Genomic DNA, 16,923 nt, shown 5'->3' with positions numbered 1-16,923 from the left:
CTTATCAAAGCAAACTAGATGTTAAAAACGAGTCCCTAAAGAGCGTTATAGAGAGCTTCGCTTCTTGACAGCGAGAATTGATAAACATCGGCAGTCAACGGCCCGTCGTTCTCCGACAAGAAAGAGAAATGCAGCCAGAGGTGCAGAAGCCTTGCAGTTAACCGTTAACGGCTCACTTTCCGAAAACAGAGCATACGCCCCCTCTCTTCCAAAGGCGAAGAATGTCTTATCGTTCTAGAGATGTCTTTCATACCCCCTGTATCCTCCCTGCCACCAAGTGACTTCGCTCATGCGTTGTACGGATTTCTCCCAATGATGTAATAATTGAGTCTGAAGGGAGATGACTTGAATGGAATTAAAAAGGGTTCTCGTTGTTGACCCAGTCGATGGGGAATACATCGCAAATATCAGAATATCTGGAAACAAAATCGAATCAATTGCGAAAACGGGCGGAGATTTCAGTTCAATAGCCATGCCTGGCTTTGTCGATACGCATTCGCATGGTGCAGTTGGAATTAACTGCATGACGATGAATACAAGAGATCTTGAAAGGTGGGAGGAGTTCGCTGTAACTCATGGTGTGACTTCTCTTCTTCCAACGACAGTTTCTGCTGAAGCGAAAGAAATGAAAAGAGTTGCTGATCTTGTTTCTGACTATGTTACCGAGAGGCCCAGAACAGCAGTTAGGGGAGTTCATTTTGAAGGCCCATACATAAACCCAAAGAAAAGGGGCGCTCAGAACCCCTCTGTAATAAGACCTGCAACAGTTGAAGAACTTAGGTCTGTGCTATCGGATATCGTTATGCTCATAACAATGGCTCCGGAAATCGAAGGCTTTCTTGAAGTTCTCCCCGAGATTGCAAAACGAGAAATCACTATCTCTATTGGACATACAGACGCCACCTATCATCAGATAAAGAAAGCTTACGAGAACGGCTGCAAGAGAATGACTCACTTTCCTAACGGAATGAACACGCTTCATCACAGGGAGATTGGTTGTGTTGGATCAGGGTTCTTGCTGCCCATGAAGCTGGAAATGATCGCAGACGGTATCCACACTGCGCCTGAATTCGTTGAAATGATTCATAAGATTCGTGGTAGTGAAGCCATAATTTTGGTCACTGATTCTCTTGATGCGACCGGACTGAATGACGGAACATATGATCTTGGAGGCCTAAGAGTAGAAGTCAATGGCAGCAAGGCAACTCTCGAAGATGGGACTCTTGCGGGAAGTACTCTTACCATGGACAGAGCTTCCAGAAACTTCAGGGAGTGGACCGGCTGCAGTCTTCAGGAACTATCGAGAGTCTCTTCCTACAACGCCCTTCAGAGCCTTGGAATCAGCAACAGAGGTAGACTGAAAGAAGGATCTATAGCGGATATAGTGATGCTTAATCGAGATCTGGCAGTTGAAGAAACTATCCTGGCAGGTCTTTCGATCTATAGAACCAGGTGAAGTTGACTAGACCCAGATCACTGCCGATCATTGTAGACTCATTGGGCCCTGGTCGCTCTCGAGCCACAAAAGCCCGATCTGTATGACCAACAGCTAATGACTCGGTATCAATAGAAAAATCAATAGAAAACATGTGCTCATAAACCTCCGATGCGTCTCATCAAGGTCAGCTAATATAGATTCTCACTCCTCTTGATGGACATCTGCCGGTATGTTGCTGATCAAAATCCTGCCGATGATCAAGACGTCTCTTACTGTGAATTAAGCTAAAGAATTCTACTTCCGTAATGTTATGCTGTTGATTGAAGACTGCCAGGAGGTGTGACAATGGAACTTCACTCATCAAGAATTAGTTATTCTCTAAACAGGAAGCTCGATTACTTGTTCTCACTCCCACTGCAGTACAACTCTGAAGGGAGTGATTGGCCCCTCATTCTCTTTCTTCACGGCGCAGGAGAGAGGGGAGACGATCTCAGGCTACTTAAGAAGCATGGAATTCCAAAAGTAGTGGATGAGATGACAGATTTTCCTTTCATAACAGTTTCACCTCAATGCCCGGAAAACGATTGGTGGCTTAACAGGCTTCAGGATCTGAGATTTCTTGTAGATTCAATAGTTGAACAGTATAGAGTTGACTCTTCAAGATTGTATCTGACAGGACTGTCAATGGGAGGATTTGGCACATGGCATATGGCCGTCGAGTACCCTAAACTCTTCTCGGCCATTGCACCAATCTGCGGCGGGGGACTAGGAATTCTTGGTTTCCCGGAGAGAGTCGCAGAGATCAAAGACCTTCCTGTTTGGGCCTTTCATGGTGAAAAGGACAACATAGTCTCGATTGAAGAGAGTAGAGTTCTCGTAAGGACACTGAAAGAGTTCGGTGCGCATCCCATGTTAACCATATATCCCGATGCCGGACACGATTCATGGACAGAAACTTACTCTAATCCCGAACTATACGAGTGGTTCATCAATAATCGAAAGTCAAGTTGATTTCATCCTTATTGGACTCGCCTGTGACCTATTGAACATGATGCCTGCCGGTTTGAGATTTCTTCTTCTGAAACCTCCCGGGCTCTTCTTCACTTGCTCACGCGCCTCTAGATAGGCTTTCAGAGACAGAATCCAGATAGCTCCGACAAGGATCCAGACAGCTATCAAAAGAAATAACAACCATCCAAAACCATCTAGTCTATCCCCAGCCCTCAAGAATCCAACAATTCCATAAACCGATACGGGTGTTACTATTCCGAGTAGAACGGATGCTCTTATGAAGTTGTTTCTTATGTGTCCTATTCTGGGCTTTTTGCTTCTTCTGACGGCAAAACCCATCAAAATCACCACCTCAAATTACCGTTACTCCTAACATGATAATTATACACTTCTTCTTTTATCTGGCCTTTAATAATAACCGATATGTGAACAACATCGACAGGATTCACTCAATGATTTCGTAACATGCTTACACAATAATCTGAACTCCGTCGCAACTGAGCTGCAAATTCTACCGCCCGCAAATGACTCAACTTTGACAGCGAGTAATCTAAAAACACCTACTGATCTTGCCTATCTCTGCTCCCAGAGCCATTTGGTGATAACGCTGCCAGACTTCTCTCCAGCAACGGGAGAGAATCCCTCTTATTCTAAAATAACGCTTCCGATCACAGAATCCCAGACCATGTTATCTTCATCAACAAGGGCAACTGTTGTGAATTCTGACCCAGAAGAGATTGTCTTCCAGTTCAGTCTTATTCTGTGTTGGCCAAGTTCAACAAGCTTCTCAACCGCTTCGGAAAAGTCGTCCTGGTCAGCAGAAGGAATTGAAGAGAGAAGAACTACGGATGCAAAAGAAGGGTCTGTGATGTCTATCTGGAAAAGCCGAACAGAATCGGGATCAGTAAGCAGTTCCACCGTCTCCTTAAGGTCGTTGTCATCGGCTATAGTTCCATGGTAATCCCAGGAGACCAGTTCCAACGAATTTGAGAATAACTGATTCCACTTATCAGAAACGGCTTCAACGTAATTTCTAACGTTCTCGGGAGTCTTGTTGGGTTTGAAACACCCAGTAAAAACTATAAGAACGATAAGCGTCGTCACCGCCGGTAAGAAGTATCTTTTCATAGCAAACGACTCCTATATTCCAATAAAATGCATCGTACGTTAAGTTTTTCCACTACTCTCTTTGATCTGCTTCTCGACTGTCGAGTCTGTAAATGGCGAGCATCATGACCCTCACATAATCTATAACTCTTATGAACAAAACAGCACGAAGATTCCTGATAATTCCCGGTTGTCACCCCCACGATAGTACATCGTTGTTTGCCAAAATGGGAGAGTACAGGGAAGCTCGTTCAGATTTATCGAATCAGTTAGCATGAGACTTTGGGGTATCTTCGGTCAGCTTTATTGAATTCACATGTCTCATCGCTAAGAGAGACGACGAATCACTTAGTGATCGTTGCTTATCGTGCACAAGAGAGAAGCATACTTAGCCATGGTCTTTCCCGCAAACAGCATATTCCAACAGACCTACCTCTCTCAGCTTGTATTGTTTTTCTTGTCACAAGTCGAATAGAATTCAAGTAAGAAGAATCCAGCGCTGAAAGTAGCTTTTCTATACATATTGTTCGGAATCCTATGGATACTGTTGTCGGATATGGTTGTAGACTGGATGTTCGTTGAGAGAAGCACCTCAACGCACGCACAGACTTACAAGGGCTGGGCCTTCGTCCTTTTCAGCGGTCTTCTATTCTACTTTCTCATTTACCGTGAGTTCAAAGGGAAAAACGACACTCAACTCGAACTGGCAAAACAGGAAGACTTTTCCGATGCAGTCCTCGACACGGCAGGAGTTTTCGTTGCGGTCTTTGATAGCGAAGAAAGGATAGTCTTCACAAACGAGGCGCTCGAGGAGACTCTTGCACTCAAATCGAAAGAAATCTCGGGAAAAGCGTGTTCCGAGGTTTTCGCGAACCCTGATTTAGCATACTGGGTAAAAAATACCTCAAGCAAGATAGCTGATGACGAGGTGGAGAACTTCTACGAAGCTGATTTGGAGACATTATCGTCAACTCTTCACATTCGATGGGCGCTGAGTAACCTAACGAGCTGGAAGGAGGAGCATGATTACTTCGTTCTGACAGGTGTAGACATAACCCAGCTAGTAGAGTCCGAAAGAAGCGCAATGCACAAGCTGGCAAATATTCGTGCACTGCACGAAATAGAAATGGCGGTCAGCTATCACTTTGAACTTGAAAAGATGTTGGATGTCTTTCTTGAAAGACTGATTTCAAGAATTAGCGTAGACGGGCCGACGTCTTCTTAATTGATGAAGACCGTAAGGTTCTAAGATATGCTCACGGAATGGGAGTCATCATTGAAGAAATGAACTTCAGAGAGCTTCCATTAGAAGGAACTATTCCCGGCAGTGTTGCTTTGTCCAGAAAACCGTATTTTGGCCCCCTGAACACTCCTGGAAATCTTGAGTGCCCAAGACTCGAAATGATCGAGGAAATGAAGGTGAAGGGTTATCATGCCGTGCCTCTAGAGACAAGAGGGAGGGTCCTGGGAGTTCTTGAAGTGTTTGACAGAAAGGAAGTCCATAGGGACAGGAATGGAATGACTTTCTGCAGACACTTGCCGGGCAGGCTTCGCTCGCAATAGACGTTACCTTGATGATGGAGAGTCTTAGAGAAAGCAATAGAATGATAGCAAAGGCCTACGATCAGACACTTGAAGTCCTTGCTAGATCTCTTGAAATGAGAGAAATGGACACCGAAGAACACTCACGAAGAGTGATCTCACGATTACTCTTGCCAGAAAGATGGGATCACCAGAAGAAGATTTGGGGAACATCTACCGCGGTGCCCTACTTCACGATATTGGCAAGATTTCGATTCCGGACAGCGTGTTGTTGAAGAAGGGACCTCTCACCGAAGATGAATGGAAGATAATTAGAACCCATCCTGCAACCGCATATGAACCGCTGTCAAAGGTCGAGTACCTTCGTCCTTCGCTGGATATTCCTTATTGTCATCACGAGCGCTGGAACGGCAGCGGCTATCCTCGAGGACTTAAAGGAGAAGAGATACCGCTGGCCGCCAGAATATTCGCCGTTGTTGATGTATACGATGCGCTGATTTCCGATAGACCTTACCGGAAGGCCTGGAGCAAAGAAGAAACGATCAAGTATCTTCTCAAGAACTCCGGCACGTTGTTCGACAAAAGAGTCGTCAAAGGATTCCTTGAGATACTGAGAAGCGACTCTTAATCTCTACCTATACTTCAGACCTACCGTCACTCTTGACCTTCGCCCCCACAGTTACACCTAAAAGTAGCGATAGCTACCGTGTCCCACTCGAGTGTTATCGTTATGTTCTGCACCAGGTAAGTTGTGCCATCAACAAGCCATTCTTCAAAGTGATAACCAGAAGCAGGTGTTGCACTTAGATCGACAGAAGATCCTTTATCATATTCATACATCCCTTCCGGCGGGCTTACTGTCCCTCTTCCGGACTTGTAGATCTCTAGAATCACCTTCTCAGCCTTTTTCACAAAGGAGGCTGAGACGGATTTGTTGCTATCCATGACAATTGTGACGTTCGCGACATTTGAGAAATTCACTCCATCCACATGCCACGACTCAAACTCCCATCCTTCTTCGGGAGTTGCCGTTAAGGAGACAAGGGTTCCTTCAATGTATGTGTGATTCCCAACCGGAGGACTCACAGAGCCCTGCCCGGAGGGTTCCATCATCGTCAAGGTAAAGACTACAGGTGGCTCTTCGACAAAGAAGGCTCTTGCCGTCTTGTTTGCGTCCATAGTTACTTTGTGTTCCGGATTGCCTGTAACAACTACCCCATCGATCTGCCAGTAATCAAATTCCCAACCATTTGCAGGCGAAGCAACTAGCATAACTTCAGTGCCTTCCTCATAAACATGTGAACCGACTGGAGGCTCAACACTTCCACTTCCTGAAGTCTGGAGCATTGTAAGTGTGTAGGTCTTCCTGACAAAAACTGCCTTTACATTCCTATCTGTATTCATTGTGAGGTAGGCTTCCTGGTCGCCGGAATATAATGCGCCCTCAACCAACCAGTGGTCAAACAACCAGCCTTCAGAGGGGGTTGCCTTAAGAGTAACGACTGTCCCAGCATTATACTCGTGATCTCCTTCTAGAGGCTGAATCTCACCCTGCCCAATGGGTTCGAGCATATATAGTGTCACCGAAGCTACAGGCTCTTCGTTGAAGAACGCCTTCACAGTCTTATCATTGTCCATCGTCAGAGTCGTAGATTCCGCGCTCGAGTAGAAGGCTCCATTCACCTGCCAGCGATCGAATTCCCAACCTTTGGTTGGAGTAGCCGATAGGTCTACAACAGCTCCATACTCAAAGGAAAGCATGCCAGGATCCGGATCAACATCACCCTGTCCAGAGGGCTCAAGCATCGTCAGGGTTACAGGTTTCCTCACGAAAAAGGCTTTGACCACCTTTTCGGAGTCCATCTTAAGAGTCGTTGCTTCCTCGCTTGAATAGAACCCTCCATCTACTTCCCATCGATCGAAATCCCAGTTATCTCCGGGAGTTGCCTCGATGCTCACAACAGTACCAGTAAGGTAATTGTGAACCCCAGGAAGGGGCTGAACCTCCCCACCGTTTTCTGGTTCAAGCATAGTGAGAGTAACGGTTTTGAAGATACAGCCTGTAGCCAGAAAGACGACAGCAAATACTGTCAATAGAACCACCGCTATTCGCATCATGAATCCTCCCCTACATTCAATACTCGTTGTAACTTCCTCCAAAATACGTGAACCACATATCTTCTAGTCTTCTTACACGTAATTATATTCCTCATGGATTGTGAAAAAAATCATTATTAAGACTCTGCGGAGAGTTGACGGTAACTGAAGCAGATTCCCGTAGCTTCACGTACTTGTCAAATTAGGCTTATGGATTGTGGAGAGAGTAGACGCTGTTCATTCATCAATCGCGAACGCGTCTCTTATGCAAACGATTTTTCTTCGCGCTTCAATTACTGTCAGAGGTGCAATTGTGTGCTGCCAGATTTGCGCTTGGATTTTTATCAATGGTAGAGTATCTACTTAGAATATGAAGAAACTTCAGTTCACTTCAAATAGAGAACGGGAATCTTGGATGTTGTGACTCAGGTATTCTCAGAAGACGAGAAAGCAGATGCTGGACAACGCCAACGAATCCTGATTCTGCATTCACAGCCACAGACATTGCATACCGAACTGACTTCTGAAGAACGGCAAGAAAAGCATCTGAAGGAAGATGGTTGTAAGACGCGCGCCGGGTCATTGAGAACTGATAGTTGGATTCTTAATCAACAATGTGTCTATCAAAACAAGTCTATACAAGCTACTTGGCATTACATCTGTGATCCGTGCCCTAGCGCAAAAGAGATTCTCTCCACAACTTCTTTCAAGAGATTGGAATACTCAAACATCACTTTCTCTCCCATCCTGAAAATCGGACCGGATATGCTTATTGATGCAACGACCTCACCCGATGAATCAAAAACAGGAGCCCCAACACATGCAACTCCTTCTTCGTTTTCTCCTTTGTCAAACGCCGTTCCTCTCAATCTAATTGTCTCCAATTCCTCCCTAAGAGTATTCTTGTCTGTTATGGTTCTTGAAGTCTGAGGGACAAGATCAAGAGCCTTTATCATCTCTTCACGATCGGCATCAGGAAGAAACGCCAAAATCGCTTTACCGACTGCGGTGCAGTAAAGAGGGGCTCGTTTTCCTATCAAAAGCTTCGTGTGCAGTGACCTTGAACTTTCAAATCCTTCAATGGAGACGACTTCATTCCCGTCAAGTATACCCATGTGTATCGTTTCACCCGTCTTCAAATGGAGCTTCTCCATCTCAGTAAATGCCACATCTTTAAGTCTCATAGAGGAAAGATAGAGACTCCCCAGTTCAAAGAGCTTGATTCCTATTCTGTATGTAGACGTGAGGGTATCCTTCTCAAGCATATGTTCTTTGCAGAGAGCTTCCGCAATTCTATACACGGTGGCCTTTGGAAGACCGCTTTTTTTCGTCAAATCGTCTAGGCTAAGCTTTGATTTCTCAAGACTAAATGAATTTACGATCCTTACTATCCTTTCAACACTCTGCATTCAAAAGCCTCAATCATGACCTAATGAGCATACCCCAGTAATCTTGGCAGCCACAAAACAAAATCGGCCCAGTAAGTAATTATTACTAGTCCCATTACTTCTATCGGTATCCAGTATTTTAGCATTTCCTTAAAAACCTTGCCGACGGGAGTCTTGCTAATCGCGCTTGTAATGAAGCCTGTCTGTCCATAGGGAGGTGTGTCAAGTGCGAGCATAAGATTGAAAGTGGTCACGATTCCGAAGTGAACGGGATCTATTCCCACTGCCCTCACGAGCGGAAAGACTATTGGTATTACAACCAGCTGTATAACGGACACATCAAAGAACATTCCAAGTATGAAGAAAAGAACGTTCACACTTAAAAGCAGTACCCATGCACTGGAAAGAAGTCCCATATCCATGAAAGCGTTCGTCAGCAATAGAGGTATCTCTTCTCTTGCAAGCACATATTTCACAACGAAGGCACCGGCAATCATGAAGCTTATCGCACCTACATTATAAACAGTTTTGAGCATTATCTTTCTCAGCTTCTTGACTCCAAGCGTACGATAGATGAAGATGCTTACAAGTATAGAATATGCAGCGAGAACGGCCGCGGATTCAGTTGGAGTGAATATTCCTCCGTAGATACCGGCCAGGAGAATGATCGGAGCCATCAGGGCAGGAAAGGATCTAATGAAGCTCTTCGCAACTACTTTAAGCGGATATCTCTTTCCTACCGGATAGTTTCTCTTCTTCGAAAGATAGAAGGCCATCCCAGCTTCAAGAAAGCCAAGAAGAAGCCCAGGTATTATTCCTGCAAGAAACAGATATCCCAGAGAGGTTCCTGTCAGCATGGCATAGATTACCATCGGAATACTGGGAGGAATGAGAGGAGAAATAGTTGCCGAAGCGCATGTAACAGCGCAGGCAAAAGCTCCATCATAACCATTGTCCATCATTGCCTTTATCTCTATTGTTCCAAGACCGGAAACGTCAGCTATTTCCGATCCGCTCATTCCCGCAAAAATAATACTGGCACCGATGTTCGCGTATGCAAGTCCACCCCTTACACCTCCCAAGAGCTGCTTCAAGAAACCGAAAAGCCGGTCGGTTATCTCGGTATCGTTCATTACGTTTGCAGCAAATATAAACATTGGAACTGCCAACAAGACATCCTGAGCTCTCAATTCTATTGCCATTATGTCGAGGAAGATTCCCAGGTCCATTCCCGAAGTGATGAAGTATGCAAAGCCCCCCATGATCATTCCAAACGCTATCGGATAACCCAGGGCGAAGGCAGCACCGAATACTATGAAAAAGAGTATCAATCCCATGGTTCAACCTCCTTGGGAACGATTCTTCCGGAGAAGAGTTCTATGAAGCTCTTCACTATCCAGATTACGTTGTGAATGAAAGTCAAGACCATGAAAATGGGGAAACACATGAAGAGATAAGTCCAGGGAATCCTTAAGACTTCGGACTTGATGATCTTATAGAAAAGAACATCGCCGAGCACAGGTCCCAGTGTTACTAAAAGCACAATGCAAAAGAAGAGATCGAACGCTATCTGTAGAATCAGCTGCACCTTTCTGGGAAGCTTGACGAATATAATGTCGAATTTAATATGTGCATCGAATTTCCTAGCGTACGGTGCACCGAGGAATATAGTCCATATGAAGCTATATTGGGCAACCTCGAATAGTTCGGGTGAAGGAGTCCTGAATACATATCTCAGAACAACCTGCAGGAAGATACTTAAAAAAAGCAATCCCAGGAAGATTATCCCTCCCCAAGACTCTATTAGATTCAGTGCAATTTGAACCGACCTAAACAATACTCCAAAGAACCTCTTCATGATCGTCCTCCACAAAGAGTAGCTTGGGCCGGGATTACCCAGTCCAAGCTACTTCTTCTTGCTTCAGCTAGTCGGAAGGATAAGACTGGATTGCTTCATACATTCCTGCGCCCCAGGCTTTGTCGAACTTATCTTGTGAATAGAACTCTCTCGCGTATTTCATGAAGGCTTCTTTGTCGGGAACTATTATCTCCATTTTGTATTCGTCGACAAATTGCTTAAGAAGCTTCGATTCTTGTTCCAGAACCAGGTAGTTCATGTAGAAACGTGCTACTTCAAGAGCTTTGATAATGTAGGTCCTGTATTCTGCCGGCAGAGATTGCCAGAACTTTTCATTGATTACTGGATTTATCATTCCAATTGAGTGATCCGTAAGAATTATGTACTTAGTGACCTCAACGAACATGGCCGAAAGATCAGTTGGAAGAGGATTGTCTTGGCCGTCGATAGTGCCCAGCTTGAGCGCAAGATAAACTTCTCCAAAACCCATTGGAGTTGGATTGCTCCCGATTGCACGTCCCATGTCCATGAATGCTTCGTTGTTGGGCATCCTGATCTTCATACCTTTGAGATCTTCCGGCTTGTAAACGGGACCTGCCTTTTCGGTTGTGTTGAGCTGCCTCATACCGAGATACCATGTATCCAAAACCCTCATGCCGGTCTTCGAAGCCAACTCATCAAACCAACCTTTAACCAGAGGACTGTTCATAACCGAATACATGTGATCGAGGTCCTTGAAGATATAGGCGGCATTCAGAACCCCCATCTTAGGCATGTTTCCGAGATCCGCAAACCATGATGGAGCTCCATCGCCTGCCATCTCAAGATCACCCCTCATCACAGCAAGCAACGATGTCTGCTGGTCACCAAGTTGTCCTGAATGGAAGACTTTCACGTCTATCTTGCCTCCACTCAAGTCTCCTACGATCTCTGCAAATTTGTTCATGGCCAGAACTTGAGGCTGAGTTGGCGAGGCTACCGTGTTGAACCGTATAGTATAAGTCTCCTCAACGGCAAAACAAATGCTAACTAACAGCAGAACAAGACCCACGATTAATCCCTTTTTCATCGCTAAACCCCCTTTCGGTTTTTTGGTTCTTGAAGCTCAAGAAATTTTCCCGAACTTTCTGAGAGTATCTTTCAGCACTGCCACTTCGTCTTCTTCAATTTCCATGAGTGGCGGTCTTACTCTCGCGACATCCAGTCCCGAGTGGAGCGCGAAGGCCTTTTTTACTGCCGGCAACGGGTTTGTAAGCCGCCTATTTCTACCAAAGAAAGCGCTAAAAAGCTCGTAAAGCTCCTTGAAGCTACTTGTCGCTTTGGTGGCATCACCAGAGAGGAACTCGTCTATCAAGTTCCTCATCATGTCCCCAATTACGTGCGAACCTCCGCTTATAACGCCTATTCCACCCTGACTCATGACCGAGAGAACCATTAGGTCGTCTCCCGAATAAACCACTATCTTCCCCTTTGTTGCCTTCAGGAAGGCAGAGGTCTGCAACGGATTAATTCCGGCCTCATCTTTGACGGCAACGATATTCTCAAACTCAGTTAGCTTGGCCAGAGTCGCCGGATCAATATTCGAAGCCGTGAAGAGCGGAATGTTATAGACCATAATCGGAAGATCGGTCTTCTTACATATCTGAGAGAAGTGATAGTAGATTCCTTCCTGAGTCGGGTGACAGTAATAGGGAACAACTACCATAGAAGCATCGTATCCTAATCTCGCCGCTTCTTTCGTAAGTTCTATTGTCTCGCAAGTGTTAGCCGTACCTGTTCCGGCTATCAATGGTACCCTGTCGCCAACTTCTTCTTTAACTTCTGCAAAGAGTCTTACCTTCTCCTCGAAGCTCATTGAGTAGAACTCGCCGTTTGTTCCGGCTATAACAAGAGAATCACAGTACTTCTTTCCAATCAAATAGCTGGCTATCCTCCTTGTCATCGAATAGTCGATCGAATAATCAGCTGCAAACGCGGTACTCATTGGTATGAGTATCCTCCCAAACTTGCCAACAACGTCCATTAATATGCCTCCCCATATTTCATCTATTGAAACGTCATTTCTTTCATTGAAATTATACTACTTGCCAGTCGTTAATCGGAAGTCAATGAGATTCGACCTGAACCAAATGGAGGCAAAAACACGGAATTAACAGTTATGATGTTCGAAATTCTTCGGAAAGGGCGTTCTTTAGAATGTGAGCTTAGCCCCAATCAATAGCTATTGATCGGGGAACTCCGAGGAATTATCTATATAGCCAACGAATATCATGGAATTCATGAAAAGAAATCTCTACTCAGTCGATTTCCATCATCGAAGAATCTCTTGCTTTTGCTCTCTTAACGGATTCTAATAGATTACGAAGTCGGTTATCTCTGATTCAATTGAGATCTTCTAGTCAAAACAAAGTCAAGAATTGGATTTCTGAAGCTCATCAAGAAAAGTTTTAGGCAGAAGTTGAGCCGTTTCTTTGTCGATCATCCAGAAGAGTTTCCCATATTCAGGAGATACAAGACTTATTGGTAGATCACAATCATTTTGGACCAGAACCAACCTAGCGATCTCTGCCTTCGCCTTTCCGGAGGCCAGAACGAAAATGTGTCTGGCCTGATTTAGAGCCCGCAGACCAAGAGTAACCCTTTTGGATGGCCTTCCATCGTAGCTCACTTCACTGGTAAGTACGAGAGAATCACGGTCGATAATTTCAATCGAACCGGGAAAGAGAGACCCCGTGTGGCCGTCTTCTCCAAATCCCAATATTACAAGATCGAAATCTGTGGAATGTTTTCCAAAATAGTTAATCAGTTCTGTTTCGTATTGAGCCGCGGCAATCTCAGGGGATAATTCACCTTTGATTCTGTGAATGTTCTCCTGGGGAATCTCGATCCTTCTAAGTAGAAGCTCCTTCACGAGTCCGTAATTGCTTTCATCGTCATCGGGAGCAACGCACCTCTCGTCTACCCAGAAAAGGTCGACTTTTCGCCAGGGAATACCTTGTTTGTAAGGTTCTTCGGCAAGAATTTCATAAAGTCTTTCGGGCGTAGAACCTCCCGAAAGAGCTACTGAAAATCTCTCATGAACGGTTGTTCTGTTCTCGATTAGTTTTGCCAAAGTTTCGGCGGCCGCATGTGATAGCTGCTCAAAGTCTTCGAAGATGCTCAACTGCCTATTTGCCGCCGCCATCTTGCTCCTCTGGTAGTTCTCCATCCTCACCACAACAGCAAACAAACCACTCCCGGCCTTCCCTCGAAACGAGAAAACTGCTTTCTTCGGGACCCCAACTACCGGTTGCATAAGTGCACAACTTGATTTCTCCATTCTCTTGTCTTCTTATTATAGGGTCGATTATTCCCCAAGCTAACTCGATTTCATCAGATCTGGCGAACAATGATGCATCACCCTGCATTACATCTAAAAGGAGTCTCTCGTATGGATCAGGGAGGGTGTCATTACCGAATCCGCTGGAAAAACTGAAATCCATTTTGGCTGTTCTGGTCTTCATCGGACCACCAGGAATCTTTGCCTCGAAATACAGCTTCATTCCTTCGTCAGGTTGAATACAAAGAGATAGAATGTTCGGACTGACATCTTCGCCATTTCCGGATTGTCCAAAAAGCATATGAGGAACGCTCTTGAAATGGACGGAGATTTCCGAAACCTTTCTCTTCATTTTCTTGCCAGATCGAAGATAGAATGGGACTCCCTTCCATCTCCAATTATCCACATACATCCTAAGTGCAGCATATGTAGGCATTTTTGAATCCTTGGCAACTCCTTCTTCTTCAAGATAGCCATCATGCTGACCCAGAACGACGTCTGAACACTTGTTCATTGATCTCAGAACTTTGACCTTCTCATCCCTTAGAGCATCCGCCTCGAAAACTGCTGGCGGTTCCAAAGCCACTAAAGTCAGAAGCTGAAGCATGTGATTTTGAAACATATCTCTCAAAACCCCAGCGGTATCGTAATATCCTGCCCTGTGTTCTACTCCAATATCCTCAGCAACAGTTATCTGAACATGATCAATGTATTGACGATTCCATAATGGTTCAAATATCGAATTGGCAAAACGGAAAGCAAGTATATTCTGAACGGTCTCTTTTCCGAGAAAGTGGTCTATCCTGAAAATCTGGTCTTCCCTAAAAGACTCGTGAACGATCGAATTCAACTTTCTTGCGCTTTCAAGATCTCTTCCAAAAGGCTTCTCGATCACGACGCGGACTTCTCTTCCCTCAGATCCACTGAGACCCAATTTGCCCAAGTGTCTCAGTATGATCGAATGCATTTCGGGAGGAATAGAGAGGTAAAAAAGAAGATTTGATCTAGCCTGCTCGTTCTTCTCCAATTTGTCTATCCTTTTTTTCAGTTCACCGTATGTCTCTTCTTGATCATACTCGCCCTGCAAGTACTCGATCTTAGTTTCAAATCCCTTCCAGAGATTACAGATCTTTGGATCAGATCTGGAGTAATCCTGAACCCCAGAGAATAACCTATCTCTAAAGCCTTTATCCGATATCTTGCTCCTAGAAACGCCGATAACGTCGAATTTTTCAGGCAGCAGTCCTTCACAACCGAGGGAGTGAACAGCCGGAATCAGTTTTCGTTGTGTAAGATCACCGGAAGCTCCGAATACAATCATTATTGAATTCTCAGTCTTCGCCATCTCTACTCTCCAGTCTTGTTTGTTTTATTTCGTGGCCGCCAAACCTGTTTCTGATGGCTGCAAGGAGTTTTGCCGAATAATCCTCTTCAACGCGGCTCTCAATTCGCTTCTGTAGAGACAATGTAATTACCGGGGCGGGGACGTCGAGATCCATTGCCTCAACAACTGCCCAACGTCCTTCTCCAGAATCTGCAACCCATGGTTCTATGTTACGGAGATCCTGATCACCGGCTAGTATATCGCTAATCAACTCAAGAAGCCATGACCTGATCACGCTTCCGTGAAGCCATATATCGGTCACTTCCTTCAAATCGAAGTCAAATTCCTTCTTCGCTCTAAGAATCTCGAATCCTTCCGCATAGGCCTGCATCAACCCATACTCTATTCCGTTGTGGATCATCTTTGCGAAATGGCCGGCTCCCGCTTGTCCGACTCTTCCCCACCCTTTGTCTTGCTCAGGCGAAAGCGTTGTGAATAATGGCGTGAGGTTCTCTATGATCTCTCTTTCCCCTCCAATCATCATGCTGTAACCTTCTGTCAATCCCCAAGTTCCCCCGCTAGTGCCTACATCTACGAACTTGATTCCTCTTTCTGAAAGTCTCTCCGATCGCCTAACTGAGTCTTTATAATTACTGTTGCCTCCGTCAATGACGATATCTCCAGAATCTAGCAAGTCTTTAAGAGCATTTACGGTCGTTTCAGTTGGAACGCCTGCTGGAATCATCAACCAAAGAATCCGAACCGGCGTCAACTTTCCCACAAGCTCTTCCAGAGAAAAGGCCGGGTAAAGTCCTATCTCTTCAGCCAGAGCCTTTGTGATCTCCGAATTCAGATTATAGCCGATGACAGTATGTCCGCCGGCGACGAGTTTTCTGGCGATATTGCCTCCCATTTTGCCAAGTCCTACTATCCCTATCTCCATATGAGGCACCTCTTTCTAAAGAATTCCGATTCTCGGTTTGATGCTCCAAAGCTTCCAGCTTCAGAGATGTATCACTCCAGGTTATGCTTTGTCACTATCAGATTTCGCCCTTCTGTGGTCCTGAAAGCAGACCTCCTACACTCCCATTTTACCAATAGTGGGTTCTTTTCTTTCTTCGTAAACTCTTCAGACGGTTTTCAAGCCTAATCCGTTTTTTGTAGATACTCGATAAGGATTTTTGCAGCTCAGAATTCCTGAGGTTCCTAGACCACAAAAAATGTTTCATTCCCGCTACCAGAGATTTGACTTTCACAGTGTGAACAAATGACTGATTTTCCATAAATCTCATATATAATTCGATAAATCAACTTTCTTCCGAGCCCTGAACTCTCCACATAGACGCGCTTTTGCCAATAAGCTGATTTACCAATCGAGATATTTGGGGCGTTGTAAATGAAGAAGTATTCTCTCTTATTTCTTCTGGTATTGCTAATCTTTGTCACGGGTTGCGTTGGTCTTCTTCGAACAAATGCAATTAAGGGCACAGTTTTTGCAGACGAATATATTGAAAACGCATCGTGAAGGTCTTTGACCTAGACGGAAATCAGGTCATTGAAGGCGAGTTTGAAACCGACAATTATGGGAGGTTCTCGATACCCATACCCACGGGGCTGAAGTTTCCGGTAATAATTCTGGCGTCCTTCGATATTCCCGAAGAACAGGAAAGGACTGATGCCCCTGCCTCGGTTGTCGAAGAGTCGTTCTATTCGGAGCAAATACTCGTAAATCCAGTCACATCAGTTTTTACGGCCTACATGTTCAGAATGGAAACCAGCTATGCAGAGGCCATTAGTCAGGTCAGAGAAGCCCTAAACGTCCCCCCCTGAGGTGAATGT

General features: G+C 45.0%; 18 protein-coding genes. 7 read left to right on the top strand and 11 right to left on the bottom strand.

The annotated features are described in order from the left end of the window. Positions 1 to 349 precede the first annotated feature (349 nt). Both nagA and B3K91_RS05490 read left to right on the top strand, forming a co-directional pair. Complete coding sequence (nagA, locus tag B3K91_RS05495; RefSeq protein ID WP_292592178.1) at positions 350 to 1,456, top strand: N-acetylglucosamine-6-phosphate deacetylase; 1,107 nt, start codon at positions 350 to 352, stop codon at positions 1,454 to 1,456. A 327-nt stretch (positions 1,457 to 1,783) separates the two neighbouring features. Continuing rightward, a complete protein-coding gene (locus tag B3K91_RS05490) occupies positions 1,784 to 2,449 on the top strand; it encodes a prolyl oligopeptidase family serine peptidase (protein WP_099828424.1) in 666 nt (221 codons plus the stop codon). Here the strand turns inward: B3K91_RS05490 and B3K91_RS05485 are convergent. Both B3K91_RS05485 and B3K91_RS05480 read right to left on the bottom strand, forming a co-directional pair. Beyond that, on the bottom strand, positions 2,441 to 2,788 hold the full coding sequence (locus tag B3K91_RS05485; RefSeq protein ID WP_102819448.1) for a hypothetical protein: 348 nt from the start codon (positions 2,786 to 2,788) through the stop codon (positions 2,441 to 2,443). The two genes, B3K91_RS05490 and B3K91_RS05485, sit on opposite strands and share 9 nt — an antisense overlap. 306 nt (positions 2,789 to 3,094) lie before the next feature. Then, positions 3,095 to 3,577, bottom strand: a complete 483-nt coding sequence (locus B3K91_RS05480; RefSeq protein WP_292590718.1) for a hypothetical protein — start codon at positions 3,575 to 3,577, stop codon at positions 3,095 to 3,097. Between the two features lie 550 nt (positions 3,578 to 4,127). On the opposite strand from B3K91_RS05480, the gene B3K91_RS05475 reads away from it, so the two are divergent. The 3 genes from B3K91_RS05475 to B3K91_RS05465 all read left to right on the top strand — a co-directional run bounded on the left by B3K91_RS05475 (position 4,128) and on the right by B3K91_RS05465 (position 5,726). After that, a complete protein-coding gene (locus tag B3K91_RS05475; RefSeq protein WP_292590720.1) occupies positions 4,128 to 4,781 on the top strand; it encodes a PAS domain S-box protein in 654 nt (217 codons plus the stop codon). A gap of 38 nt (positions 4,782 to 4,819) precedes the next feature. Beyond that, positions 4,820 to 5,119 (top strand): hypothetical protein, encoded by a 300-nt coding sequence (locus tag B3K91_RS05470; protein WP_292594223.1) that lies wholly within the window; start codon positions 4,820 to 4,822, stop codon positions 5,117 to 5,119. A 181-nt stretch (positions 5,120 to 5,300) separates the two neighbouring features. Further along, entirely contained in the window at positions 5,301 to 5,726 is a 426-nt protein-coding gene (locus tag B3K91_RS05465) for an HD-GYP domain-containing protein (RefSeq protein WP_349682102.1), read from the top strand. A gap of 26 nt (positions 5,727 to 5,752) precedes the next feature. Here the strand turns inward: B3K91_RS05465 and B3K91_RS05460 are convergent, their stop codons facing one another. The 9 genes from B3K91_RS05460 to gnd form a co-directional block, all read right to left on the bottom strand. Next, on the bottom strand, positions 5,753 to 7,213 hold the full coding sequence (locus tag B3K91_RS05460; protein ID WP_292593414.1) for an InlB B-repeat-containing protein: 1,461 nt from the start codon (positions 7,211 to 7,213) through the stop codon (positions 5,753 to 5,755). A gap of 635 nt (positions 7,214 to 7,848) precedes the next feature. Beyond that, complete coding sequence (locus B3K91_RS05455; RefSeq protein ID WP_214061225.1) at positions 7,849 to 8,604, bottom strand: IclR family transcriptional regulator; 756 nt, start codon at positions 8,602 to 8,604, stop codon at positions 7,849 to 7,851. 20 nt (positions 8,605 to 8,624) lie between these two features. Beyond that, positions 8,625 to 9,920, bottom strand: a complete 1,296-nt coding sequence (locus tag B3K91_RS05450) for a TRAP transporter large permease (RefSeq protein WP_292594221.1) — start codon at positions 9,918 to 9,920, stop codon at positions 8,625 to 8,627. Beyond that, positions 9,911 to 10,441, bottom strand: a complete 531-nt coding sequence (locus tag B3K91_RS05445) for a TRAP transporter small permease (RefSeq protein ID WP_214061223.1) — start codon at positions 10,439 to 10,441, stop codon at positions 9,911 to 9,913. Before B3K91_RS05445 ends, B3K91_RS05450 begins: the two co-directional genes overlap by 10 nt. A 67-nt stretch (positions 10,442 to 10,508) precedes the next feature. Further along, positions 10,509 to 11,510: a DctP family TRAP transporter solute-binding subunit gene (locus B3K91_RS05440; RefSeq protein ID WP_102819412.1), complete on the bottom strand. Its 1,002-nt coding sequence runs from the start codon at positions 11,508 to 11,510 to the stop codon at positions 10,509 to 10,511. Between the two features lie 36 nt (positions 11,511 to 11,546). Then, on the bottom strand, positions 11,547 to 12,464 hold the full coding sequence (gene dapA, locus B3K91_RS05435) for a 4-hydroxy-tetrahydrodipicolinate synthase (protein WP_214078350.1): 918 nt from the start codon (positions 12,462 to 12,464) through the stop codon (positions 11,547 to 11,549). Between the two features lie 387 nt (positions 12,465 to 12,851). Continuing rightward, positions 12,852 to 13,625 carry a 6-phosphogluconolactonase gene (gene pgl, locus B3K91_RS05430; protein ID WP_292593416.1) on the bottom strand — a complete coding sequence of 258 codons (774 nt, stop codon included), beginning with the start codon at positions 13,623 to 13,625 and terminating at the stop codon, positions 12,852 to 12,854. After that, the gene (zwf, locus tag B3K91_RS05425; protein ID WP_292593417.1) at positions 13,609 to 15,105 is read right to left on the bottom strand and encodes a glucose-6-phosphate dehydrogenase; all 1,497 of its coding nucleotides are present in this window, start codon (positions 15,103 to 15,105) and stop codon (positions 13,609 to 13,611) included. Before zwf ends, pgl begins: the two co-directional genes overlap by 17 nt. After that, positions 15,092 to 16,027 (bottom strand): phosphogluconate dehydrogenase (NAD(+)-dependent, decarboxylating), encoded by a 936-nt coding sequence (gene gnd, locus B3K91_RS05420; RefSeq protein WP_102819415.1) that lies wholly within the window; start codon positions 16,025 to 16,027, stop codon positions 15,092 to 15,094. The genes zwf and gnd overlap by 14 nt, the downstream gene beginning before the upstream one ends. Positions 16,028 to 16,480: 453 nt before the next feature. On the opposite strand from gnd, the gene B3K91_RS05415 reads away from it, so the two are divergent. Continuing rightward, complete coding sequence (locus tag B3K91_RS05415) at positions 16,481 to 16,609, top strand: hypothetical protein (protein WP_292594218.1); 129 nt, start codon at positions 16,481 to 16,483, stop codon at positions 16,607 to 16,609. Next, a complete protein-coding gene (locus B3K91_RS05410) occupies positions 16,606 to 16,914 on the top strand; it encodes a hypothetical protein (protein ID WP_214059718.1) in 309 nt (102 codons plus the stop codon). The genes B3K91_RS05415 and B3K91_RS05410 overlap by 4 nt, the downstream gene beginning before the upstream one ends. The last annotated feature ends 9 nt before the right edge of the window (positions 16,915 to 16,923 follow it).

The organism is Mesotoga sp. UBA5847 (genome assembly GCF_002432735.1).
GTDB lineage: Bacteria > Thermotogota > Thermotogae > Petrotogales > Kosmotogaceae > Mesotoga.
The sequence above is the reverse complement of the archived record's forward strand: the minus strand, read 5'-3'. Positions and strand labels throughout refer to the sequence as shown.